The organism is Variovorax sucrosi (genome assembly GCF_051216635.1).
Classification (GTDB): Bacteria; Pseudomonadota; Gammaproteobacteria; order Burkholderiales; family Burkholderiaceae_C; genus Variovorax.
The window spans coordinates 259140-280456 of the sequence record NZ_JBPJZU010000005.1 but is presented as its reverse complement, the minus strand read 5'-3'; the positions used below and the strand labels follow the sequence as shown (position 1 = coordinate 280456).

At 68.7% G+C, this 21317-nt stretch carries 20 protein-coding genes; 7 read left to right on the top strand and 13 right to left on the bottom strand.

Going from position 1 to position 21317, the window contains the following annotated elements; translation table 11 throughout:
• The first annotated feature begins 16 nt into the window (after positions 1-16).
• The 6 genes from ACSFBE_RS12070 to ACSFBE_RS12045 all read left to right on the top strand — a co-directional run bounded on the left by ACSFBE_RS12070 (position 17) and on the right by ACSFBE_RS12045 (position 6515).
• Positions 17-1585 (top strand): tannase/feruloyl esterase family alpha/beta hydrolase, encoded by a 1569-nt coding sequence (locus ACSFBE_RS12070; RefSeq protein WP_435490631.1) that lies wholly within the window; start codon positions 17-19, stop codon positions 1583-1585.
• Between the two features lie 221 nt (positions 1586-1806).
• Entirely contained in the window at positions 1807-3018 is a 1212-nt protein-coding gene (locus ACSFBE_RS12065) for an ABC transporter substrate-binding protein (protein ID WP_435490630.1), read from the top strand.
• Positions 3019-3152: 134 nt separating this feature from the next.
• On the top strand, positions 3153-4073 hold the full coding sequence (locus tag ACSFBE_RS12060; protein WP_435490629.1) for a branched-chain amino acid ABC transporter permease: 921 nt from the start codon (positions 3153-3155) through the stop codon (positions 4071-4073).
• A complete protein-coding gene (locus ACSFBE_RS12055; RefSeq protein ID WP_435490628.1) occupies positions 4070-5044 on the top strand; it encodes a branched-chain amino acid ABC transporter permease in 975 nt (324 codons plus the stop codon). Before ACSFBE_RS12060 ends, ACSFBE_RS12055 begins: the two co-directional genes overlap by 4 nt.
• Complete coding sequence (locus tag ACSFBE_RS12050) at positions 5041-5796, top strand: ABC transporter ATP-binding protein (protein ID WP_435490627.1); 756 nt, start codon at positions 5041-5043, stop codon at positions 5794-5796. The genes ACSFBE_RS12055 and ACSFBE_RS12050 overlap by 4 nt, the downstream gene beginning before the upstream one ends.
• Positions 5793-6515, top strand: coding sequence for an ABC transporter ATP-binding protein (locus ACSFBE_RS12045; protein ID WP_435490626.1), 723 nt, complete (start codon positions 5793-5795; stop codon positions 6513-6515). The genes ACSFBE_RS12050 and ACSFBE_RS12045 overlap by 4 nt, the downstream gene beginning before the upstream one ends.
• Before the next feature lie 22 nt (positions 6516-6537).
• On the opposite strand, the gene ACSFBE_RS12040 is transcribed toward ACSFBE_RS12045, so the two are convergent.
• The 12 genes from ACSFBE_RS12040 to gtdA form a co-directional block, all read right to left on the bottom strand.
• Positions 6538-8172 (bottom strand): GMC family oxidoreductase, encoded by a 1635-nt coding sequence (locus tag ACSFBE_RS12040; protein WP_435490625.1) that lies wholly within the window; start codon positions 8170-8172, stop codon positions 6538-6540.
• Entirely contained in the window at positions 8169-8738 is a 570-nt protein-coding gene (locus ACSFBE_RS12035) for a sugar dehydrogenase complex small subunit (RefSeq protein WP_435490624.1), read from the bottom strand. Before ACSFBE_RS12035 ends, ACSFBE_RS12040 begins: the two co-directional genes overlap by 4 nt.
• 5 nt (positions 8739-8743) lie before the next feature.
• Entirely contained in the window at positions 8744-10174 is a 1431-nt protein-coding gene (locus ACSFBE_RS12030; RefSeq protein ID WP_435490623.1) for a c-type cytochrome, read from the bottom strand.
• Positions 10175-10386: 212 nt separating this feature from the next.
• On the bottom strand, positions 10387-11193 hold the full coding sequence (locus ACSFBE_RS12025; protein ID WP_435490622.1) for a PPK2 family polyphosphate kinase: 807 nt from the start codon (positions 11191-11193) through the stop codon (positions 10387-10389).
• 66 nt (positions 11194-11259) lie between these two features.
• A complete protein-coding gene (locus ACSFBE_RS12020) occupies positions 11260-12153 on the bottom strand; it encodes an acyl-CoA thioesterase (protein WP_435490621.1) in 894 nt (297 codons plus the stop codon).
• 81 nt (positions 12154-12234) lie between these two features.
• Positions 12235-12723 carry a L,D-transpeptidase family protein gene (locus ACSFBE_RS12015; RefSeq protein WP_435490620.1) on the bottom strand — a complete coding sequence of 163 codons (489 nt, stop codon included), beginning with the start codon at positions 12721-12723 and terminating at the stop codon, positions 12235-12237.
• A gap of 4 nt (positions 12724-12727) precedes the next feature.
• Entirely contained in the window at positions 12728-14077 is a 1350-nt protein-coding gene (locus tag ACSFBE_RS12010) for an FAD-dependent oxidoreductase (RefSeq protein ID WP_435490619.1), read from the bottom strand.
• On the bottom strand, positions 14074-15039 hold the full coding sequence (locus ACSFBE_RS12005; RefSeq protein ID WP_435490618.1) for a Bug family tripartite tricarboxylate transporter substrate binding protein: 966 nt from the start codon (positions 15037-15039) through the stop codon (positions 14074-14076). Before ACSFBE_RS12005 ends, ACSFBE_RS12010 begins: the two co-directional genes overlap by 4 nt.
• Positions 15040-15066: 27 nt before the next feature.
• The gene (locus tag ACSFBE_RS12000) at positions 15067-16062 is read right to left on the bottom strand and encodes a Bug family tripartite tricarboxylate transporter substrate binding protein (protein WP_435490617.1); all 996 of its coding nucleotides are present in this window, start codon (positions 16060-16062) and stop codon (positions 15067-15069) included.
• A gap of 34 nt (positions 16063-16096) precedes the next feature.
• On the bottom strand, positions 16097-17374 hold the full coding sequence (locus ACSFBE_RS11995) for a 3-hydroxybenzoate 6-monooxygenase (RefSeq protein ID WP_435490616.1): 1278 nt from the start codon (positions 17372-17374) through the stop codon (positions 16097-16099).
• A 22-nt stretch (positions 17375-17396) separates the two neighbouring features.
• On the bottom strand, positions 17397-18101 hold the full coding sequence (locus tag ACSFBE_RS11990) for a fumarylacetoacetate hydrolase family protein (protein WP_435490615.1): 705 nt from the start codon (positions 18099-18101) through the stop codon (positions 17397-17399).
• 65 nt (positions 18102-18166) lie between these two features.
• Positions 18167-19237, bottom strand: a complete 1071-nt coding sequence (gtdA, locus tag ACSFBE_RS11985; protein ID WP_435490614.1) for a gentisate 1,2-dioxygenase — start codon at positions 19235-19237, stop codon at positions 18167-18169.
• A gap of 156 nt (positions 19238-19393) precedes the next feature.
• Here gtdA and ACSFBE_RS11980 point away from each other — a divergent pair, with 156 nt between their 5' ends.
• Complete coding sequence (locus ACSFBE_RS11980) at positions 19394-20290, top strand: LysR family transcriptional regulator (RefSeq protein ID WP_435490613.1); 897 nt, start codon at positions 19394-19396, stop codon at positions 20288-20290.
• Between the two features lie 17 nt (positions 20291-20307).
• Here the strand turns inward: ACSFBE_RS11980 and ACSFBE_RS11975 are convergent, their stop codons facing one another.
• A complete protein-coding gene (locus ACSFBE_RS11975; protein ID WP_435490612.1) occupies positions 20308-21279 on the bottom strand; it encodes a tripartite tricarboxylate transporter substrate-binding protein in 972 nt (323 codons plus the stop codon).
• Positions 21280-21317: the final 38 nt, after the last annotated feature.

Sequence of the window (21317 nt, the reverse complement as noted above, 5' to 3'; positions counted from 1 at the left end):
AAACAGGAGACAAATCATGAGAAACCCTCTCTCGCGGGCCCGCATGGGCCTGCTGGGCATTCCCTTCTTGCTGGTGGCGTGTGGCGGCGGTGGCGGCGACGGAGGCCCGTCCCCAGGATCGACCCCACCGCCCGACCCCGCACCGCCGGTCGCATCGGCGGCCGACAAGTGCAAGGCGTTCGCGGGCACGTCGCTTGCCGGCGCGTCGATCAACGACGCCAGCCTCGTCGCGGCGAGCGCTGCGTCGGCGGAGTACTGCAAGGTGACGGGCACGCTGCACAGCACGCTGAATTTCGAGCTGCACCTGCCCACCGTCTGGAACAACAAGCTGTTGTATGCGGGCGGCGGCGGGTGGGACGGCAGCATCAACATCGTTCCTCCTTCTCCGAGCGGCTCGACGGGCGGCTACGTCCTGGTTGCCTCCGACGGGGGCCGGCAGGGCAATGCACTGGACGCGTCGGGCTTCCTGAACAACTCCACCGCGCAAGCCGATTTCGGCTACCTCTCGATTCACTCGGTGAAGGAGGTCAGCAACGAGATCGTTCGCAAACGCTATGGCACCGACGCCCAATTCAGCTATTTCGAGGGTTGCTCCAACGGCGGCCGCGAGGCGCTGATCCAGGCCACACGCTTTCCGAACGACTTCGACGGCATCGTCGTGCGTGCGCCGGCGTATTCCTTCACCGAACTCTTCCAGGCCTTCGTGGCGAACGGAAAGGCGCTCGCCGCGCCCGGCGGACAACTCAGCAATGCGAAGGTCTCGCTCATCGGCAAGACCGTCGCCGCGCAGTGCGACGGCCTGGATGGCGCGGTCGATGGCATCGTGAGCAACCAGGCGGCCTGCACCTTCAACCCGGCGGTGTTGCGCTGCGCCGCGGGCGACGCAGACACCTGCCTGACCGACCCGCAGATCGCGACGGCCAACACGATCTATTCGGAGCTCAAGCGCGCGGACGGGACCAGCGTCTACCCCGGCTGGGGACCGGGCGGCGAAGACCTGGGCTGGCCGGTGTGGGTGACCGGCTCGGCGGTCGGCGGCACCGGGCTCCAGTTCCAGTTCGGCAGCGGTCTGGTGAAGTACTGGGTCACCGGCAATCCGGCCTTCGACGTCCTGACTTTCGACCCCGAGATCTACACGTCCGGGTTGCGGCTGGCAGCCACCACGCTCGACGCGACGCCCGACCTTCGTTCCTTCTTCGGCCAGGGCGGCAAGATGATTCTTGCCCACGGGACGCATGACTGGGCGATCAGCTACAAGGGCTCGATCAAGTACTTCAACGATGTCGCGACGGCGGTCGGTGGCGCGTCCACGCGCGACGCCTCGATGGAGTTCTTCCTCCAGCCGGGCGTTCAGCATTGCGCTGGCGGGGTCGGGCCGGACACCATCGACCTGGTGGACGCGGTGTCCAAGTGGCGCGAGGGGGGTGCCGCACCTTCCGCGCAGAACATCGTGGCGAAGAAGCTCAACCCGGCGACCCAGGCCACCGTGCAGACGCGCCCCTTGTGCAAGTACCCGACCTTCCCGAAGTACAAGGGCAGCGGCGACTTGAACTCGGCCGACAGCTTCAGCTGCCAGAGCAGCTGACCGGACGGGCGAGGCGCCGGTCGCTCGCTGCGCGCCGGCGCTGGCCGCCCTCATGGTCCGGCTTCGCGCGTAGCAGGTCTTCGGGCTGGCACTGTTCGTGCAAGCCCGATTGACACCAGATGCTTCATGCATAAAGTATTTACTTGTGAATGAAGTGGCCCGCACAATGCCGGGGCCACATGCATCGAAGTGGTGCCAACCTGACCTAACCGGAGTCCTCCATGCGCTCGAAGTCCACCAAGCCGCCCGTCGCGACCGCCCTGTCTCGCACGCTGCGCTCCCTGATGTTCGCGTCCGCCTTCGGCGTGGCCGGCGCCGCACTGGCCGACCCGGTCAAGGTGGGCTTGGCGCTCGATATCTCCGGCCCCTTCGCCGCCCTGGGCGCCGAGGCGCGTGACGGCTTCGCGCTGGGCATCAAGCAGCTGGGCGGCAAGCTCGGCGGCCAGCCGGTGGAGTTCGTTCAGGCCGACATGGCCGGCAGCCCCGACCAGGCCAAGCAGCTGGTCGACCGCATGATCCAGCGCGACAAGATCGACCTGTTCTCGGGCCCGATCGGCTCCAACATCGCCCTGGCCGTCGGCCCGACGCTGTTCGCCGCCAAGGTGCCGTACCTGTCGTCCAACGCCGGCCCCAGCCAGTTCGCCGGCGCGCAGTGCAATGCCTACTTCTTCGGCACCGCCTACCAGAACGACCAGTTCCACGAGGCCGCCGGCAAGTTCGCGCAAGACCGCGGCTTCAAGAAGATGGTGATGATCGCCCCCAACTACCCGGCGGGCAAAGACGCACTCGGTGGCGCCAAGCGCCAGTTCAAGGGCCAGGTGGCCGACGAGCTCTACACCAAGCTCGGCCAGATCGATTACGCCGCCGAGCTCGCGCAGATCCGTGCGGCCAAGCCGGACTCGATCTACTTCTTCCTGCCCGGCGCGATGGGCATCAACTTCATCAAGCAGTTCGTGGGCGCGGGTCTGTCGAAGGACATCACGCTGGTCACCAGCGGCTTCTCGGCCGACGAAGACGTGATCGGTGCCGTGGGCGACCCGATGCTGGGCCTGTTCAACACCTCGCATTGGGCGCACGACCTCGACAACCCTGCCAACAAGGCTTTCGTGGAAGCCTTCAAGAAGGAATACAACGGCCGCTACCCCTCGCTGTACGCCGCCCAGGCCTACGACGTGATCCTGGCGATGGACGCCGCAGTGAAGCAGGCCGGCGGCAACGCGCAGAACCGCGAAGCCGTGATCGCCGCACTGAAGAAGGCCAACTACGCGTCGACGCGCGGCAGCTTCAAGTACGCGAACAACCACTACCCCATCGAGAACTTCTACCTGCGCGTGATCGGCAAGGACGCGCAAGGGAAGATCACGAACAAGACGGTGAGCACCCTTTTGACCAACTACGGCGACACGTATTCCGACAAATGCCCGCTGAAATAGGCTCTCCCCCGGGGCTTTGCGCACTTCGTGTCGCTTCGCCTTCCCCCTTCCGGGGGCAACACCAGCGGCCCGGCAAAGCCGGTTCCGCGGTGTTCCACGAATAACCTCTGCTCGTTCAACGGCCGTCAGGATTCATGACCGGTATTCTTTTCCTTGAGCAACTGCTCAACGGCCTCGGCTTCGGGCTGATGCTGTTCCTGCTGGCCGCCGGGCTGACGCTGGTGTTCGGCATCATGGACGTGCTCAACCTGGCGCACGGCTCGCTGTTCATGTCGGGGGCGTACGTGGCGGCGCAGGCGCACCAGCAGAGCGGCTCCTTCGTCGCAGCCATCGCGCTGGCGGTGATCGTCACCGTCGTCGTCGCGGCGCTGCTCGAAGTGCTGCTGATGCGCCAGCTCTACAAGCGCGATCACCTCGCGCAGGTGCTGGCGACCTTCGGCGTGATCCTGGTGGCCGACGACGTCGTCAAGATGATCTGGGGCCCGTCGCCGGTGATGGCGCCCACGCCCGCCGCGCTGAGCGGCCCGATCGAAATCATCGACGGCCTGCCCTACCCGGCCTACCGCCTCGTCATCCTCGGCGCGGGCGTGCTTGTCGCGCTGGCGCTGTACCTGCTGGTGAACCACACGCGCGTCGGCATGCGGGTGCGCGCCGGTGCGTCCGACCGGCCGATGGCCGAGCTGATGGGCGTGCACGTGGGCCGTATCTTCAACGGCATCTTCCTGCTGGGTGCGGCGCTCGCTGCGCTGGCTGGCGCGCTGATGGGACCGATCGTCGCGGTGCAGGTCGGCATGGGTGAGCAGATCCTGATTCCGGCGCTGGTGGTGCTGGTCATCGGTGGCATCGGCTCGGTGCGGGGCGCCTTCGTGGCCGCGCTGCTGGTGGGCCTGGTCGACACCATCGGCCGCGCGTTCCTGCCGATGCTGCTGCGTGCCACGCTGCCGCCGGCCACCGCAGCCGACCTCGGCCCGCTGTTCGCCGAAGTGGCGATGTATGCGCTGATGGTGGTCGTCCTCATCTTCCGGCCCTCGGGCCTCTTCTCGGCCCGCGCATGAAAGCCCGCTTCGTTCTTCCGCTGGTGCTGCTGGTCGCGCTCGCTGCCTTCCCGCTGGTCGCGCCGCTCTTCGGCATGGAGTTCTACATCGGCTTCGTGCGGCGCGTGCTCATCATGGCCCTGGCTGCCGCCAGCCTCAACTTCATCCTCGGCTTCGGCGGCATGGTGGCGCTCGGGCATGCGGGCTTCATCGGCGTCGGCGCGTACACGGTGGTTGCCTTCGCGGACGCCGGCGTGATGTCGGCCTGGATCCTGTGGCCGATGGCCGCGCTGGTCGCCGGCCTCGTCGCCGCATTGATCGGCACGGTCGCGCTGCGCACGCGCGGCGTGTACTTCATCATGACCACGCTGGCCTTCGCGCAGATGCTGTACTTCATCGCCGTCTCGCTGCGCAAGTACGGTGGCGACGACGGCTACACGCTGCCGGCGCGGCCCACGCTGGGCCTGGGCGTCGACCTGGGCAACGAATCGAACTTCTACTGGGTGGTGCTGGTGCTGGTCGCACTCGCGCTGGGGTGGATGCACCGCGCCACGCGCTCGCGCTTCGGCCATGCGCTGATGGGCATCCGCGACAACGAGACGCGCATGCGCGCGCTGGGCTACCCGGTGTTCCGCATCCAGCTGGTGGCCTTCGCCATCGCCGGTGCGGTGGCCGGCCTGGCCGGTGCGCTGCTGGCGGGTGGCAACGGCTTCATCAGCCCGGGTGCGATGCACTGGACGCAGTCGGCCACGCTGGTGGTGATGGTCGTCATCGGCGGCCTGGGCCGCAGCTGGGGCGGACCGGTCGGCGCCGCCGTGTGGCTGCTGTTGGAAGAGGTGCTCAAGCAGTACACCGAGCACTGGCATTTGCCGCTCGGGCTGCTGCTGATCGCGGTGGCGCTGTGGGCGCCGAAGGGGCTGGCCGCCTTGTACAAGCGCCGCGCGCCCCGCGCCCCAGCCCTCTCCCCCGAGGGGCAAGGGGGCAAGCCATGAGCCTGTTTCGCATCGAAGGGTTGGTCAAGCGCTTCGGCGGCCTGCTGGCGACCGACCATGTGAACCTCACGGTCGACGCCGGTGAAGTGCATGCGCTCATCGGCCCCAACGGCGCCGGCAAGACCACACTGGTCAACCTCATCTCCGGCCTGCTGAAGGCCGACGCCGGCCGCATCTGGCTCGGTGACCACGACATCACGCCGCTGAAGGACCACCAGCGCGTGGGCGCCGGCCTGTCGCGCTGCTTCCAGGTGACGCGCGTCTTCGCGAAGGAGACGGTGCACGACAACTTGATGCTCGCGGTGCAGGCGCATGCGGGCAGCAGCCTGCGCTTCATGGCGCCGCGCGCGAACGAAAGCGAGCTGGTTGCCAAGGCCGAAGCCTTGGCTGAACGCGTCGGCCTGGCCGGCGAACGCCACCGCATCGCCGGCACGCTGCCGCACGGTGCGCAGCGCGCGCTCGACGTGGCACTGGCGCTGGCCGCGAACCCGAAGCTGCTGCTGCTCGACGAGCCGATGGCGGGCATGGGCCCGGACGAATCGGCGCGCATGGTGGCGCTGATCGAATCGCTGCGCAGCGAGATGGCCATCCTGCTGATCGAGCACGACATGGACGCGGTGTTCCGCCTCGCCAGCCGCCTGACGGTGCTGGTGCAGGGCAAGGTGTTGATGACCGGCACCGCCGACGAGGTGCGCGGCCATCCGGACGTGCAGGCCGTCTACCTCGGCACCGAAGCCGAAGGGCACTCATGAGCAAACTTCTTCTGGAAGCGACCGGCATCGAGGCCGGCTACGGCGCGAGCCAGGTGCTGTTCGGCATCGACATCGACGTGAAGCCCGGCGAAGTGATGGCACTGCTGGGCCGCAACGGCATGGGCAAGAGCACGCTGCTGAAGGTGCTGACCGGCACGCTGAAGCCGATGCGCGGCGGGGTGCGTTTCGAAGGCGTCGACATCGGTGGCGCGCGGCCCGACGCCATCGGCCGCCGCGGCGTGGCGATCGTGCCCGAAGGCCGCCACGTCTTTCCGAACCTCAGCGTCGACGAGCACCTGCGCGCCTTCGCGCGGCCCCGGGCAGGTGCAGTGAAGCAGGCGCCGCGCTGGACAGTCGATGCGCTGTACGGCCTGTTCCCGCGCCTCGGGGAGCGCAAGGCCAACGCCGGCAACCAGCTCTCGGGCGGCGAGCAGCAGATGCTCGCCATCGCGCGAGCGCTGTCGACGCACCCCAAGCTGCTGATCCTCGACGAAGCGACCGAAGGCCTGGCCCCGGTCATCCGCGAAGAGATCTGGCGCTGCCTGGCCACGCTCAAGGCCGAGGGCGAAGCGATCCTGGTGGTCGACAAGTACGTGCAGCGCCTGCTGCCGCTGGCCGACCGTCACCTCATCCTCGAACGCGGCCGCGTCGTGTGGGCGGGCGACTCCGCCGCGCTCGACGCCGACCGCGGGCTCTGGACCCGCTACCTGGGCGTCTGAACGCCGCGCGAGCTCGGCCGGATCAGATCTCCTTGATCAGCTGTTCGGCGATGCGCACGCTGAGCGCCGCACCGGTCAGCGTCGGGTTCATGCAGCTGGCCGAGGGCATGACGCCCGTGCCTGCGATGAACAGGTTGGGGTGGTCGTGCGTGCGGCAGTCGCGGTCGACCACCGAGTTCTTCGGATCGTCGCCCATGATGGTCGTACCCATGATGTGCTGGCGGTCCTGGTGCTTGGTGTCGACGTTCAGCACGTCGGCGTTCAGCAGCTGGGCCATGCGTGCGAGGTCCTTCAGGGCGAAGTCGCGGCCGGCGTTCCAGTAGTCGTTCACGCTGTAGTAGATCTCGGGCACCGGCAGGCCGATGCCGTCGGTCTTGGTCTTGCTCGGCACGATGCGGTTCTGCGGCTGCGCTTCGGTCTCGAAGTCGACGGCCACGTTGAGCGAGCGCGCCGACTGGCGGCGGATCTCCGAATCGAGCTTGCTGCCCAGCACGCCCTTGGCGAGCAGCGACGACGCGATCTGCGAGCTCGGCACGGTGTTGCGGAACTTGGTCTTGTAGCTCGGGATGTCCTTGCGGAATTCGCCGTCGCGGTAGTTCAGGTACACCAGCAGTTCGGTCGGGCCCTGGCCCGGCCAGACGTCCTCGTTCATCATGATGTTCATGCTGATGCCGGTGTGGCCCATCAGGTTGCGGCCGACCTGGTCCGACGAGTTGGCGATGCCGTTCGGGTACTTCTCCGAGGTCGACATCAGCAGCAGCTTCGGCCCTTCGATGGCATAGGCCGCCAGCACGAAGTGGCGCGCCGTCAGGCGGTGCGAGGTGCCGTCGGGCTTCTTGTAGCGCACCGCCGTGATCTTGCCGTCGTCGCCGGCCTCGATCTTGTAGACCACCGCGTTGTCGAGCAGCTGGGCGCCGGCGCGTTCGGCTTCGTCGATGTGCATCGAGCCGTCGTACTTGGCGCCGATCGGGCAGACCGGGTTGCAGTTGTTGTTGCCGGCGCAGACCGGGCGGTTGCCGTAGGGGCGCGTCGCGCGGCCGTGCGGCTCGATCACCGGGTGGTAGCCGCCGGGCGCGAGCATCTCGGCGGCGCGCGTCATGAAGTACGGCTCGTTCAGGCCCTTCATCGGGAAGGGCTTGGAACGCGGTGGCCAGGCGGGGCCGCCATGGCCGCTCTCGTCCTGGCCGTCGATGCCCGACACGCCCAGCTCGGCCTCGGCTTCGCAGTAGTAGGGTTCCAGCTCGTCATAGCTGAGCGGCCAGTCGCGGCCACGGCCGTACAGCGTCTTGAGCTTGAAGTCGTTCGGGATCATGCGCCACAGCGCCGAGCCGAAGTGCCAGGTCGTGCCGCCCACCACCCGCAGGTACTTGGTCGGGTACGACACCGGGCCGGTCTGCTGCAGGTAGTTGCCGTAGGTCGACGGGATGTGCGGCGGGTTCGGGAACGGCGAGCCGGAACCCTGCGCCTTCATGTTCGCCAGCGACAGCTTGATCGGCGAGTTGCGATACGTCTCGACGATGTCGGCACGCTTCACCCGCGGGCCGGCTTCCAGGATGATCACCGACTTGCCGGCCTTGGCCAGCCGGCTGGCGATCACGCCGCCCATCACGCCCGACCCGATCACGATCAGGTCTGCATCGAATTCCTTGGCGCTCATCGTGTCATCTCTTTGTTCGGCGTGGTCGACAGGTTGGCCGGCTTCTCGCCCCACGAATCGGGGCCACCGCCGTAGCTGGGGACGACCAGGACATCTGCCGTCGGCCGGTACATCAGCGCATCCGCATAGCTGATCAGCTCGACGTCGGTGTCGTTGTTGACGATGCCGAGGTACCAGGCCGACACGATCTGCGTGATGGTCTTGCGCAGCGGCTCGCCCAGGTCGGGACGGGCCAGCAGCTCGTCGATGTGCGCCGCCTTGGCATCGCTCACGTAGCGCTGCAGCTCGGCCGCCGCGGCGGCGAACTTCGGGTCGAGGCGCGCCAGCGAGGCCTGGTAGCGCGTGGCGAGGCCGGCCTCGAGCGGCTTGCCGCCGGTGAGGAATTCGGACAGGCGCAGGAAGTCGTTCGACGCCGCGGCCGCGGCGAAGGCGTTGGTGGTGCCCAGCACCGACACGCCACCAACGGCGATGGCAGCACCCAGCACGGCCGCACCGGCCACGAGGGCGCGGCGCGAGACAGGCATGCCGACGATGTGTTCGGTGCGGTCGGAGATCAGATTCGACATGGGGGTCAGCTCCATTGGGTACGGCGCCTGGCGCGCGCGCGCAGGGCCACGATGAGGACGAGCAGGACCGCGAGCACCACGATGCTCGGCACGATCAACGGCCGCAGCTGTGCGATGAGGGGCGGCTTGCCACCGGCGCGCAGTGTCTGCACGTCGCCGGCGCTCACCTTCACGGCCGGGTTGCCGTAGTGGCCGAACACGTAGTTGCTGACGTCGGCGATCTCCTGGTCGCTCAGGCGGTCGGTGAACGAGGCCGCGTCGCCGAAGGCGGGCATGAAGTGCGCCTTGCCGTCGACGGTGCGGTCCACGCCATGCAGGATGGTCGCGACCAGGTTGTCGGGCCGGTCGGCACCGGTGGCCGTGTTGTGGAACAGCGAGGGGTACGCGCCGTTCTTGGTACCGGCGCCGCCTTCCTGGTGGCAATGGGCGCAGCTGCCGCTGAACACGCGCCAGCCGGGGTCGACGCCGTCTTTGAGGCCGCGCTGATCGATCTCGGTTGTCGAGGCCTCGCCATACGCGAAGCGCGGCTTGGTTTCGGCACTGGCGATGCCGGGCACCTGCTTGAGGTACACGGCGATGGCCTTCAGGTCGGCGTCGGGCAGGTGCTGCAGGCTGTGCTCGATGGCCTCGGCCATCGGGCCGGCGGCCTGCGCCTTGCCGGCCACGCGGCCGGTGCGCAGGTACTGCACCAGCTCGGCCTCGCTCCACGCGCCGATGCCGCTGGTGGCATCGCCGGTGATGTTCGGCGCGTACCACGCACCCAGCGAGCCGCCCGACAGGAAGGCCTTGTCGCCCTGCTCGGCCATCAAGGCATTGCGTGGCGTGTGGCAGGTGCTGCAATGCGCGAGCGCGCCAGCCAGGTAGGCGCCGCGGTTCCACTCGGCCGTCTTCGACGCGTCGGGCACGAAGCGCTCGTCCTTCAGGAAGAGCGCATTCCACACCGCCATCGAGAAGCGCAGGTTGAATGGGAAGGGCAGTTGCGTCGTGGGTGCCGGCTTGTCGACCGGTGCGACCCCGTGCATGAAGTACGCGTAGAGCGCGGCGGTGTCGTCGTCGCTGAGCTGCGTGTACGCGGTGTACGGCATCGCGGGGTAGAGATGCGCGCCGTCCTTGCGCACACCCTGGCGCAGCGAACGGGCAAACTCATCGAGCGTGTAGTCGCCGATGCCTGCGGACTTCGAGGGCGTGATGTTCGACGCGACGATGGCGCCGAGCGGGGACTCGATGCGGTAGCCGCCCGCGAAAGGCGCGCCACCCTTCGGCGTCGTGTGGCAAGCCGCGCAATCGGCGGCGACCGCCAGCAGGCGGCCCTTCTCGACCAGGGTGGTGTCGACGCCTACTGTCTGTGCATGCGCCAGACCCACACCGACCATCACCCCCAACCCCAGCATCCACCTCCAAAGAGAGATGCCAAAAACCGACTCGCGTGAACGCATCGTGCCGAACCTTCGTGTTGTTGTAGCGCCCGCGCCTCGGCACATCCGCGGCGGACCTTTCTTGAAGATTCATTCTGGCTTCGATGACCGGGATCAAGGCGCGACGCCCGCGCTTACCCGTGTGATCCAGTCACGTTTACCCTGATTGCGAACGCGCTTCCGTTTGATCTGGCAGTCTGTATCGCACGCGCTCGAAGCGCGTCAGACGATGGTCAGGGAACGATCAACCCGCGCAATGCCGGGTCGGCCGGGGGCGCGCTGAGCTTCATCCCCTTCAGCGTCTTCACCAGCAGCTGCGCGATCATCAGGTTGCGGTGCGTCTTGCTGTTGGCGGGCACCACGTACCACGGTGCATTCTTCGTCGACGTGGCCTCCAGCAAGCGGGCATAAGCACGCTGGTACACGTCCCACTTCTTGCGGGCGTCGAGGTCGCCCATGGCGAACTTCCAGTTCTTCGCCGGCTCGTCGATGCGTGCCTGCAGACGCTCGCGCTGTTCGTCGGAACCGATGTGCAGCATGCACTTGAGCACCACCGTGCCGGTCTCGGTCAACAGGCGCTCGAAGTCGTTGATGTGCGCGTAGCGCTGCTGCGTCTCGGCCTTGTCGATCCAGCCTTCGACCACCGGCACCAGCACGTCTTCGTAGTGGCTGCGGTTCCACACCGCGATCTCGCCGCTGCGCGGCACCACCGCGTGGCAGCGCCACAGGAAGTCGTGCGCCAGTTCTTCGGTCGATGGCGCCTTGAAGGCCGCCACGCGCACGCCCAGCGGCGAGGTGCGCGAGAACACCCAGCGGATCGTGCCGTCCTTGCCGCTGGTGTCCATGCCCTGCAGCACGAGCAGCAGCTTGCGCTTGCCTTCGGCATGCAACAGGTTCTGCAGTTCGTCGAGCTCCTGCGCCAGTTCGTCGAGCTGGGCGCGCTGCTCGCTGTCGCTGCCCTTGAGCAGGTGCCGGTCACCCGGGTCGATGTCGGCCAGGCGCACCTTCGCGCCGGCGCGGTACTTCTTGAAGCTGGTCATGGTGGTCTCCCGGTTTGTGTGAAGTGGATCAGCGTACGCCGACCTGCAGCGAAGAGAAGGGCAAGCTCATGAAGTCCTTGGGTCCGGGTTGCGGGCGCGCACCATGCCTTCTTGCGCGGTCGATGCGACAAGGCGTCCGTCGCGGGTGTAGAGGCTACCCCGCGCCAGACCGCGCGCGCCGCTGGCGCTGGGCGCATCGAGCCGGTACAGCAGCCAGTCGTCCATGCGGAAATCGCGATGGAACCACATCGCATGGTCCAGGCTCGCCATGCGCACACCGGGCTGCATGTAGCTCAGGCCGTGCGGCAGCAGGGCCGCACCGAGCAGGCCGTGGTCGGAGGCATAGGCCAGCAGGGCACGGTGGATGAGCGGGTCGTCCGGCAGCGGCGCGATGGTCCGCATCCAGATCGAACGCTCGGCCTCGCGGCGCGCCGGTGCGAGCAGGTCGTCCGGCTCCACCGAGCGGAACTCGATGCCGTGCGGCTGCACGCCCTTGATGCGCACGCGCTCGGGCAGGCGGTCACCGAGGTCGATGCGCCGCTGCAGATCGCTCTTCAGGCCCTCGGGGCCAGACACGACGGGCATCGGCAGCTGGTGCTCGACGCCGTCATCGACGGTCTGGAACGAGGCCGACATCTCGAAGATGATGCGTTCGCCCTGACGGGCCACCACATGCCGGGTGGTGAAGCTACGGCCGTCGCGCACGCGATCGACCGTGTAGTCGATCGGTGCGTGCTCACCCGGCAGCAGGAAGTAGGCATGCATCGAATGCACCGGCCGGTCGGCATCGACCGTGCGGCTGGCCGCCATCAGCGACTGGCCGAGCACCTGGCCGCCGAACACCGCCGGCGTACCGAGGTCTTCGCTCTGCGCGCGGAAGCAGTCATCGCCCAGTGGCTCGAGTTGCATGAGCTCGACGAGGTCGTCGACGAGGCGGGCGGAGGAGGCGGGATCGGTCATGCTGGATTCGGTGCGGGAAGGCATCGACGATAGCAAAGGCGGCGCCGCCCCGCTGACGCCCAGGTGCGAGCCCTCCCGCGCTCAGCCCTGGATGCGCACCGGCGTGCCGACCGGCACCGCATCGAACAGCGCGATCACGTCGGCGTTGCGCATGCGGATGCAACCATGGGACAGCGCCACGCCCACGGGCACGTTGTCCGGGCAGCCGTGGATGTAGATGTAGCGGCGCAGCGTGTCGACAGCGCCGCCACGATTGCGACCCGGCTCGCAGCCGTCGAGCCAGAGGATGCGATTGAGGATCCAGTCGCGGGCCGGTTGCGCGTCGGCAAGTGCCGACGACCAGCGTTCGCCGGTGGGCCGACGCCCGACGAAGACCGTGCCTGCGGCACAGCCGGCACCGACCTTGGCGCGCACCCGGTGCAGGCCGCGCGGCGTGCAGCCGCTGCCGCGTTGCTCGCCGACGCCCAGCGCAGCGGTGGAGACCGGCAGATCGAGCAGCGGCCGCGCATCGCTCAGCAGCACCAGGCGCTGACGCGCCACGTCGACCACGATGGCGCGCTCGGTTGGCATCGCCTCAGCGGTCGAGGTCGGCGCCGTCGGCCGCCAGCGTCTTCTGCAACGCGGCGGTGTCGACGTCGACGAAGCGACCGCTGCCGAGCGTGGCTGCCGCCGTGCCGGCCGCCTGCCCCATCACGAAGCAGCCGCCGCTGGCGCGCGCGGCCGACTGGCCCTCGTGGGTCATGGCGGCGCAGCGGCCGGCCACCAGCAGGTTGTCGACCGCCCTGGGCACCAGCATGCGCCACGGCAGATGGTTGTAGGCGTTGGCGTCGTCGCGCGGGAAGGCCCACTGGATGCGGCCGTCGGCATGCATCTCCATCGGCCAGCCGTTGAGGCCGATCACGTCGTCGAATTTCGCGGACGAGAGGATGTCCTCGCCGGTGAGCGCATAGACGCCCTCGATGCGGCGCGTCTCGCGCAGGCCCACCTGCGGCGCGATCTCGACGATGGCCGACTGCTCGAAGCCCGGGACCTCGGCGCGCAGGAAGCGGAAGTACTCGGCGATCTGGCGGCGGCCTTCGAGCTCGCCCTCGCTCAGCTCGCGCGCGTCCACGCCGTTCATCGCGGTGCCCTCGGCGTTGCGGATCTGCGTGACGTTGGCGCGCCATTCGCGCGGGTCGATGTTGGGCCGGAGGATGGCGCCGTCGCGCGGGAAGCGGTAGGCATCGGGGCTGCGCTCGCGCACCGCGTTCATCAGGTCGTTGATGGCCTTGAACTCGCCCACCGCGGCCAGCGCACGCGGCGCGTCGACCTGGCCGATGCGGAACATCGTCGTCGGGAACAGGCCGCTGCCGTGGCCGTCGCCGACCTCGAAGGGCACGCCCGCGAAGGCGGCCACGTCGGCGTCGCCACTGCCGTCGACGAAGGCGTTGGCGCGGATCGCCTGACGGCCCGACTTGGTCTCGACCACCAGCGCCGCGATGCGCGTACCGTCCATCAGCACCGCCGCGGCATAGGCGTGGAACAGCAGCTCGACACCGGCGTCGAGCAGCAGCTGGTCGGCCGCGCACTTGTAGACCGAGGTGTCGTACGAGCGCACGCGGATGCGGCCCTGCATGCCGTCCTGCGGTTGGTTGAGTCCGCCCATGGCGTCCATGCGCGCAAGCAGGTCGTCGGCCACGCCGTGCACCACCTGCGTCATCTCGCCGCCGCGCTTGGCGTACAGGCCGGCGAAGTTGGTCACGCCGCCGGCCGTGCCCATGCCGCCGAGGAAACCATAGCGTTCGACCAGCAGCGTGCGCGCGCCGTGGCGCGACGCGCTCACGGCCGCGGCCAGGCCGGCCGGCCCGCCGCCGACCACCACGACGTCGTAGTCGCCGTACACCGGCAGTTGGCGCGCCGGCTCCTGCATCGGCGTGGCGGTCATTGCAGCTTGATCCCTTGCGACGAAATGATGCGGCTCATGATGGCCGCCTCTTCCTTCACGCGCACCTGCATGCCCTCGGGCGAGGTGCCGACGGCTTGCCAGCCCTGTTCGAAGAGCTTCTGACGCACCTCGGGGGCCTTCATGATCACGGCCAGTTCCTTCGTGATGCGCGCCTGCGCGGCCTTCGACAGGTTCGCCGGGCCGAGGAGCGCGGTCCAGACCTCGAGGCTGAAGTCCTTCACACCGGCATCGGCCAGCGGCGGCACGTCGGGCGCCAGCGGACTGCGCCCGCTGGTCAGGCCGATGGCCTTGAGCTTGCCCGCGCGGATCTGCGGCAACGCGACGCCCGGCGGAATGAGTGCGAACTGGATCTGATTGCCGATCAGGTCTGTCACGACCTGCGGGTTGCCCTGGTAGGGCACGTGCACCGCCTGCATGCCGGGCACCTTGCTCTCGAGCAGTTCGGTGCCGAGGTGGCCGACCGAGCCCACGCCGACCGAGCCGTAGCTCCACTTGCCGCCGCTGGCACGGGCCGCGTCGAAGAAGGCGGCGCCGCTGGGCAGGCTGTTCTGCGCGACGAGCACGAGCGGTGCCGTGGCGATGAGCGAGAGGTAGGTGAAGTCCTTGGCCGGGTCGTACGGCAGCTTCGGGTACAGCATCTTCGACGACGTGAGGTTGCCGTTGATGACGATGCCGATCGTGTGGTCGTCGGCTGCCTTCGCCACGATGTCGGCCGCGATGTTGCCCGACGCGCCGGCGCGGTTGTCCACCACCACCGGCTGGCCCAGCGCGCGCGACAGCGGCTCGGCGATGGCGCGCGCGGCGATGTCGGGCGTCGAGCCGCCGGGGAAGCCGACGAGCAGGCGGATCGGCTTGGTGGGCCACGCATCGACCTGGGCCGACGCCGTCAGGGGCAGTGCCGTCGCAGCGGCCAGGGCGAGAACGAGAAGAGAACGACGCATGGAATTCGCTTTCACGGATGAGCGGGATTATTCGAGGCTGATGTTGCCGATGCGCACCAGCTCGCCGTAGACCTTGGACTTCGCTTCGGCGTTGCGCTCGATCTCTTCCGGCGACCAGGCCAGGGGCTCGAAGGCAAAGGTGTCGAAGCGCGCACGGATCTCCGGATCGGCGATGACCTTCGCGACATCGGCGTTGATTTTCGCCTTGATGGCGGGCGACACGCCCTTGGGTGTGAGCAGCGAGACGAAGGAATTCACTTCGAGCGACGGCGGCCCACCGGCCTCGGCCATGGTGGGCACGTCGGGCATCTGCGGGATGCGCTTGGACGCGGCCACGGCGATGTAGCGCAGCTTGCCGGCCTTGTAGATGCCCTGGCTCGACGGCAGGCTCGCGAAGCTCCAGGGCACCTCGCCCGCACCCACGTTGGCGAACAGCTGCGACACCTCGCGGTAGGGCACGTGCTGCATGCGCGTGCCGGTCAGCGCGTCGAGCTGCTGGCCACCCAGATGGCCGGGGCTGCCCACGCCCCAGGAGCCATAGCTGATCTGGCCCGGATGCGCCTTGGCATCGGCGATCAGGTCGCTCATGGTCTTGTACTTGGAGTCGGTGCCCACCGCCACGAAGAAGGGCGTGCGGAACAGCGAAGCCACCGGGTCGAAGTGCTGCAGGGTCACGAAGTTGCGCGACTTGTAGAGGTGCGGCAAGGCGGCGATGTGCTCGCTGTCGAGCTGCAGCAGCGTGTAGCCATCGGGCGCGGCGCGGCGTGCCTGCTCGATGGCGATGAAGCCGCCGCCCCCGGGCTTGTTGTCCACCACCACGCGCTGGTTCCACAGGCGCGAGAGCTTGTCCGAGACGAGGCGCAGCACGGCGTCGGGGCCGCTGCCGGCGGCGAAGGGGGTGACCAGCGTCACCGGTTTGCTGGGGAAGTCGGTTGCAGCGGCGGTCTGCGCGTGGGCGTTGGCGCCCAACATGAGGGCAGTGGCCGTGCTCGCCGTCGCGAGCAGTCGTTGAATCGATCGCATGGTGTTGTCTCCGGTTGGTTTTATTGCGTTGAGTTCATGCAGAGGGGATGCATGCACCGATCATGCCGCGCTCCCGTGTCCGGGCGCCGGCATCGTCGAGGCAGTGTTCGGGCCGCCACGCGTAGAGCCATTCGACCGCGTCGTAGAAACGTTCCGGCGTGCGGCCGACCCACAGGCTGTTGCGCACCAGGCGCTCGACGCCCTTCGCGTGATAGAGCCGGCCCATCTCGCGCACCGACAGCACGACGCGTGCGGTGCGTGCCACGCGGGCCGAGGCATAGCGGCGGAAAGCGGCGGGCAGGTCGACGCGGCCATCGCGGGTACGGCAGGCCTGCACGGCGGCGCCGAGCGTGACCGCGTCTTCCAGCGCCATGCAGGCGCCCTGCGCGAGGTACTGCATCATGGGATGCGCGGCGTCGCCCAGCAGCGTCGCGTTCCCCTCGCTCCAGTTGGCGATCGGGTCGCGGTCGGCGGTGCTCCAGCGGCGCCACGAGCTCGGGCGGTCGAGCAACTGGCGCGGGCGCGCATGCACGCCGTCGAAGTACGACAGCACCTCGGCCTGGCTGCCGTCGCTCACGCCCCACACCTCTTTGTCGCGGCTGTGGAAGGTCACGACCAGGTTGTATTGCTCGCCATGGCGCAGCGGGTAGTGCACCAGGTGGCAGTTGGGGCCGGCCCACACCACCGGCGCATTCCAGCGCAGGTCGGCCGGCATGTCTTCGGCCGGCACCACCGCGCGGTACACCACGTGGCCCGACACGCGCGGCGCGTCGCCGATGAGCTGCGCGCGCACCACCGACTTCACGCCGTCGCAACCGACCACGGCATCGGCGCTGAAGTGACGACCGTCCCGCGTGTGCGCCTGCACGTGCGCACCGCCGAGTTCGAGCGCATCGACCTGCGCGCCGGTGTGCACGCGGATCAGCGGCTGGCGCTGCACCGCGTCGAACAGCGCACCGTGGAGGTCGGCGCGGTGGCTCACCGCATACGGGTTGCGAAAGCGCGCGCGGAAAGCTTCGCCCACGGACACCGACGCGACCTCACTGCAATCGACCGCATCCATCATCACCAGCCGATCGGTGAAGACCGAGCCGCTGCGCACCGCGTCGCCCACGCCCAGCGCATCGAGCGCGGCGAAGGCGTTGGGGCCGAGCTGCAGGCCGGCACCGATCTCGCCGATGGTGCTGCTCTGCTCCAGCAGGTCGACCGCCAAGCCGAGCCGCGCCAGCGACAGGGCCGCGGCCATGCCGCCGATGCCGCCGCCGATGAGCAGAATGCGAGGCGTGTCGTTCGTCGTGGGGGAAGCGTTCATCGTGCGGCTCCTGCGTGGCGGCTCACGCGATGCGGACCGACAGCGACGGCAGGCCATCGATGCGCACCACCATCGATTGCCCGCGCTGCACCGCACCCACGCCTTCGGGCGTGCCGGTGAAGATCAGGTCGCCGGGCTGCAGCGCGAAGAGGGACGACAGGTTCGCGATGACCTCGTCGACCGCCCAGATCAGGTGCGCAATGGTGGCCTGCTGGCGCACCGTGCCGTCGACCTCGAGCACGATGCCCGCGCTGTCGACCCCGGCCGCATCGGCGCGGCGCACGATCGGGGCGATGGGCGCGGAGAAGTCGAAGGCCTTGCCCACTTCCCACGGCCGGCCCTGCTCGCGGGCGGCGATCTGCAGGTCGCGCCGCGTCATGTCGAGGCCCACCGCATAGCCGTAGATGTGCGAGGCGGCATCGGCCTGCGCGATGTCGCGGCCGCCCTTTCCGATGGCAACCACCAGTTCGGCCTCGTAGTGGTAGTTCTTCGTCAGCGGCGGGTAGGGCAGCGTGGCGGTCGCGCCTTCAGCCACCGGCACCACCGACGCATCGTCGTTCGGCTTGCAGAAGAAGAAGGGCGGCTCGCGCACCGGGTCGAAGCCCATCTCGCGGGCATGCGCCGCGTAGTTGCGGCCGACGCAGTAGACGCGGCGCACGGGAAACAGCGCGTCGCTGCCGATGATGGGCAAGCCGACAGTGGGAGGTGGGGTGAAGACGTAGGGCATGGGAACTCCTGCCGCTCGCGGCGGCGCATGGTCGAGATGAAAAGCAGAGGCCGAGCCGCGCGGGCTCAGTCGTCGAGGAAGGCTTCGCGCAGCACACCCATGGCCTGCTGCACGGGACGGTCGGAAAAGCTGAAGAGCACGACGTCGTCTGTGGCCACCAGCTTCAGCGGCGCCCACGAGGGCACGACGAAGGTGTCGCGCGGTCCGAAGTCGAAGCGCTGACCACCGATGTCGGCATGGCCGCGGCCTTCGACCACGCTGTACACCGCGCCATCGGTCATGCGGTGCGTCCTGCCGGCGAAGCCGCATGGCAGAAGCTGCAGGTTGGTCGCGATGGTCGGCATCGGCGAGCCGCCGGTCAGCGGGTTGATGTAGCGCAGCTTGTGGCCCAGCCAGGCGTCGGGCGCCTCCTGCCTCTGCAACTGCGCCAGCGCCTCGCGGCTGCGGACATAGGGGTAGTTGAAGATGGGCGAGGTGGCGGACGTGTGGTCGTGCCGCACCGGCACCATGTTGTGGCCGAAGCGCGCCAGGCTGTGGCCTTCAGGCCGGGCCACGTGCTGCACCTTGGCGTCGGCGTTCTCGGCGAAGCCCGCATCGAAGAAGCGCACCATCGGGATGTCGAGTCCGTCGAGCCACACCACCGGCTCGCTGACACCTTCGATGCCCTCGTTGCCGTGGTCGTGCCAGGCCCACGAGGGCGTGATGATGAAGTCGCCGGGGTGCATCGTGGTGCGCTCGCCGCCGACCGTGGTGTACGCACCCTTGCCGTCGACGATGAAGCGCAGCGCCGACTGCACATGGCGGTGCGACGGCGCCACCTCGCCCGGCATGATGAGCTGCAGGCCGGCGTAGAGCGACTGCGTGATCGACGAGCGGCCGGGGATGGCCGGGTTCTCCAGCACCAGCACGCGGCGCACCGCCTCGTCGGCGGTGATGAGCTCGGCCGATTCCATCAAGAGCGGGCGGATGGCGTCGTAGCGCCAGAGCGCCGGAACGCAGGGCGTCTGCGGCTCGCGTGGCACCAGCGCATGGAGCGATTCCCACAGGGGCGTGAGGTGCAGGGGCAGGATGCGCTCGTAGTAGGCGCGGCGGACGTCGGCGGCGGGCGGCACGGCGCGCAGGGCGGCGGTGTTCATGGGGCTTGTCTCCTGGGAAGGACGGGCATCCGGACCATCTGTCGGGTCTCGGTGCGCCATTCTTCGCCTGCACCACTATGGAATCAAGCCCGCCCGCCAATACCCGATATCGCTTTTTTCGATAATGGTGGCCCCGTTATCCACGGAAGTTGCACCATGGCCAAGCTCGATCTCGACTGGATCGCCGTGTTCGACGCGGTCTACCAGACCGGCAGCGTGTCGAAGGCGGCCGACCGCCTGGGGCTGGCGCAGGCGGCGGCCAGCACCATGCTCAACAAGCTGCGCGCGCACTTCGACGACCGGCTGTTCACCCGCACCGCGCGCGGCATGCAGCCGACGCCGCATGCGGAGCGCATCCGCCCGCACCTGCGCGAGGCGCTGTCGCAACTGGAGGCCGCACGCGGCAGCCACGCGGCCTTCGACCCGGCGCGCGCGCAGCGCAGTTTCCGCATCTGCATGACGGACATCAGCGAGGTCGTGCTGCTGCCCGGCCTGCTCGACCACCTGCGCCGGGTGGCGCCCGGCGTGCAGTTGGAGACCGAGATCGTCTCGACCGAGAGCGGTCGGCGGCTGGAGAACGGCGAGGTCGACCTGGCGGTGGGTTTCATGCCGCAGCTCGACGCGGGCTTCTACCAGCAGACCCTCTTCCTACAGAACTTCGTCTGCCTGGCGGCGCAGAGCCATCCCCGCATCGGCGCGCGGCTGACGAAGAAGCGCTTCGAGACCGAGGCGCATGCGGTGATCTCGTCGTCGGGCACGGGCCACGCCATCGTCGACAAGACGCTGGCACGGCTGGGCGTGCAGCGCCACGTGGTGGCGCGGCTGTCGAGCTTCCTGAGCGTCGCGCGCATCGTGGCGCACACCGAGTTGATCGTCACTGTGCCGCGCGTGTTGGGCGAGGTGCTGGCGACGCAGGAGCCGGTGCGGCTGATGGAACTGCCCTTCACCCTGCCCTCGTACGCCGTCAAGCAGCACTGGCACGAGCGCTTCCACGCCGAGCCCGGGAATGCGTGGCTGCGGCGCACGGTGGCGCAGTTGTTCGGCGGCGTCTGAGTGGGCCCGCCCGGGGCTCAGTCTTCGCTCTTGAAGCCCGAGGCCTTCACGATCGGCTGCCAGTAGGAACGCTCGTCCTGGATGAGCTTGCGCACGTCGGCGCCCGGCAGGCCGCTGGCCTCGAGGCCGAAGCGGTCGAGCTGCGCGCGCACCTGCGTCGTCTTCACGGCGGCGACGAAGGCCGCCTCCAGTTTGGCCACCACGTCCTTGGGCGTGCCGGTCGGCACGAAGGCAGCGTACGAGGCGTTGGCGCGGTCGAAGGCGTCGATGCCCGACTCCTTGATCGTCGGCACATCGGGCAGCCAGCTCAGGCGCCGGGTGCCCGCGACGCCGAGGATGCGCAGCTTGCCCCCGCGGTGCAGTTCGAGCTGGCTGGCGAGCGCGTCGGTGCCGATCGGCACATGGCCGCCGATGAGGTCCGCGGCCAGCGGCGCACCGCCCTTGTAGGTGACGGCGGTGAGCGGCACGTCGATGGCCTTGGCCATCTGCAGCACGCTGAAGTGGAGCGCGCCGCCCAGGTTGGTCAGCCCGACGCCGCCGTTGCCCGGGTTCTTCTTCACCCAGGCCAGGTACTCGCGCAGCGTTTTGTAGGGCTGCTCGGCGCCCACCGAAATGACGTTGGGCACATAGGCCAGATGCGCCACCGGGATGAAGTCGCGGTCGACGTCGTAGTTCAGCCGCGCGTAGGTCATGGGGAAGAGCACGAAGGGCGGTGTCGACCCGAGCAGGATCGTGCGGCCGTCCGGACGCGCGGCCTTCACCGCCTCGATCGAGATCCGTGTCGAGGCGCCCGGCCGGTTCTCCACCAGCACGGGCTCCTTGAGCGTGACGCGCAGCTCCTCGGCCACCGAGCGCGCCAGGTTGTCGAGCGCACCGCCCGGCGGAAAACCGACGATGAGGCGGAGGGGTGCGGCGGTGTCGGCGTGGGCGAACGCGGTGGCCAGCGCCCACGACGCGCCGAACAGCAGGGCGGAAAGGACTCGGTTCATGGCGGGAGGGCTCCAGTGGAACGGACGTTGAAAGAACG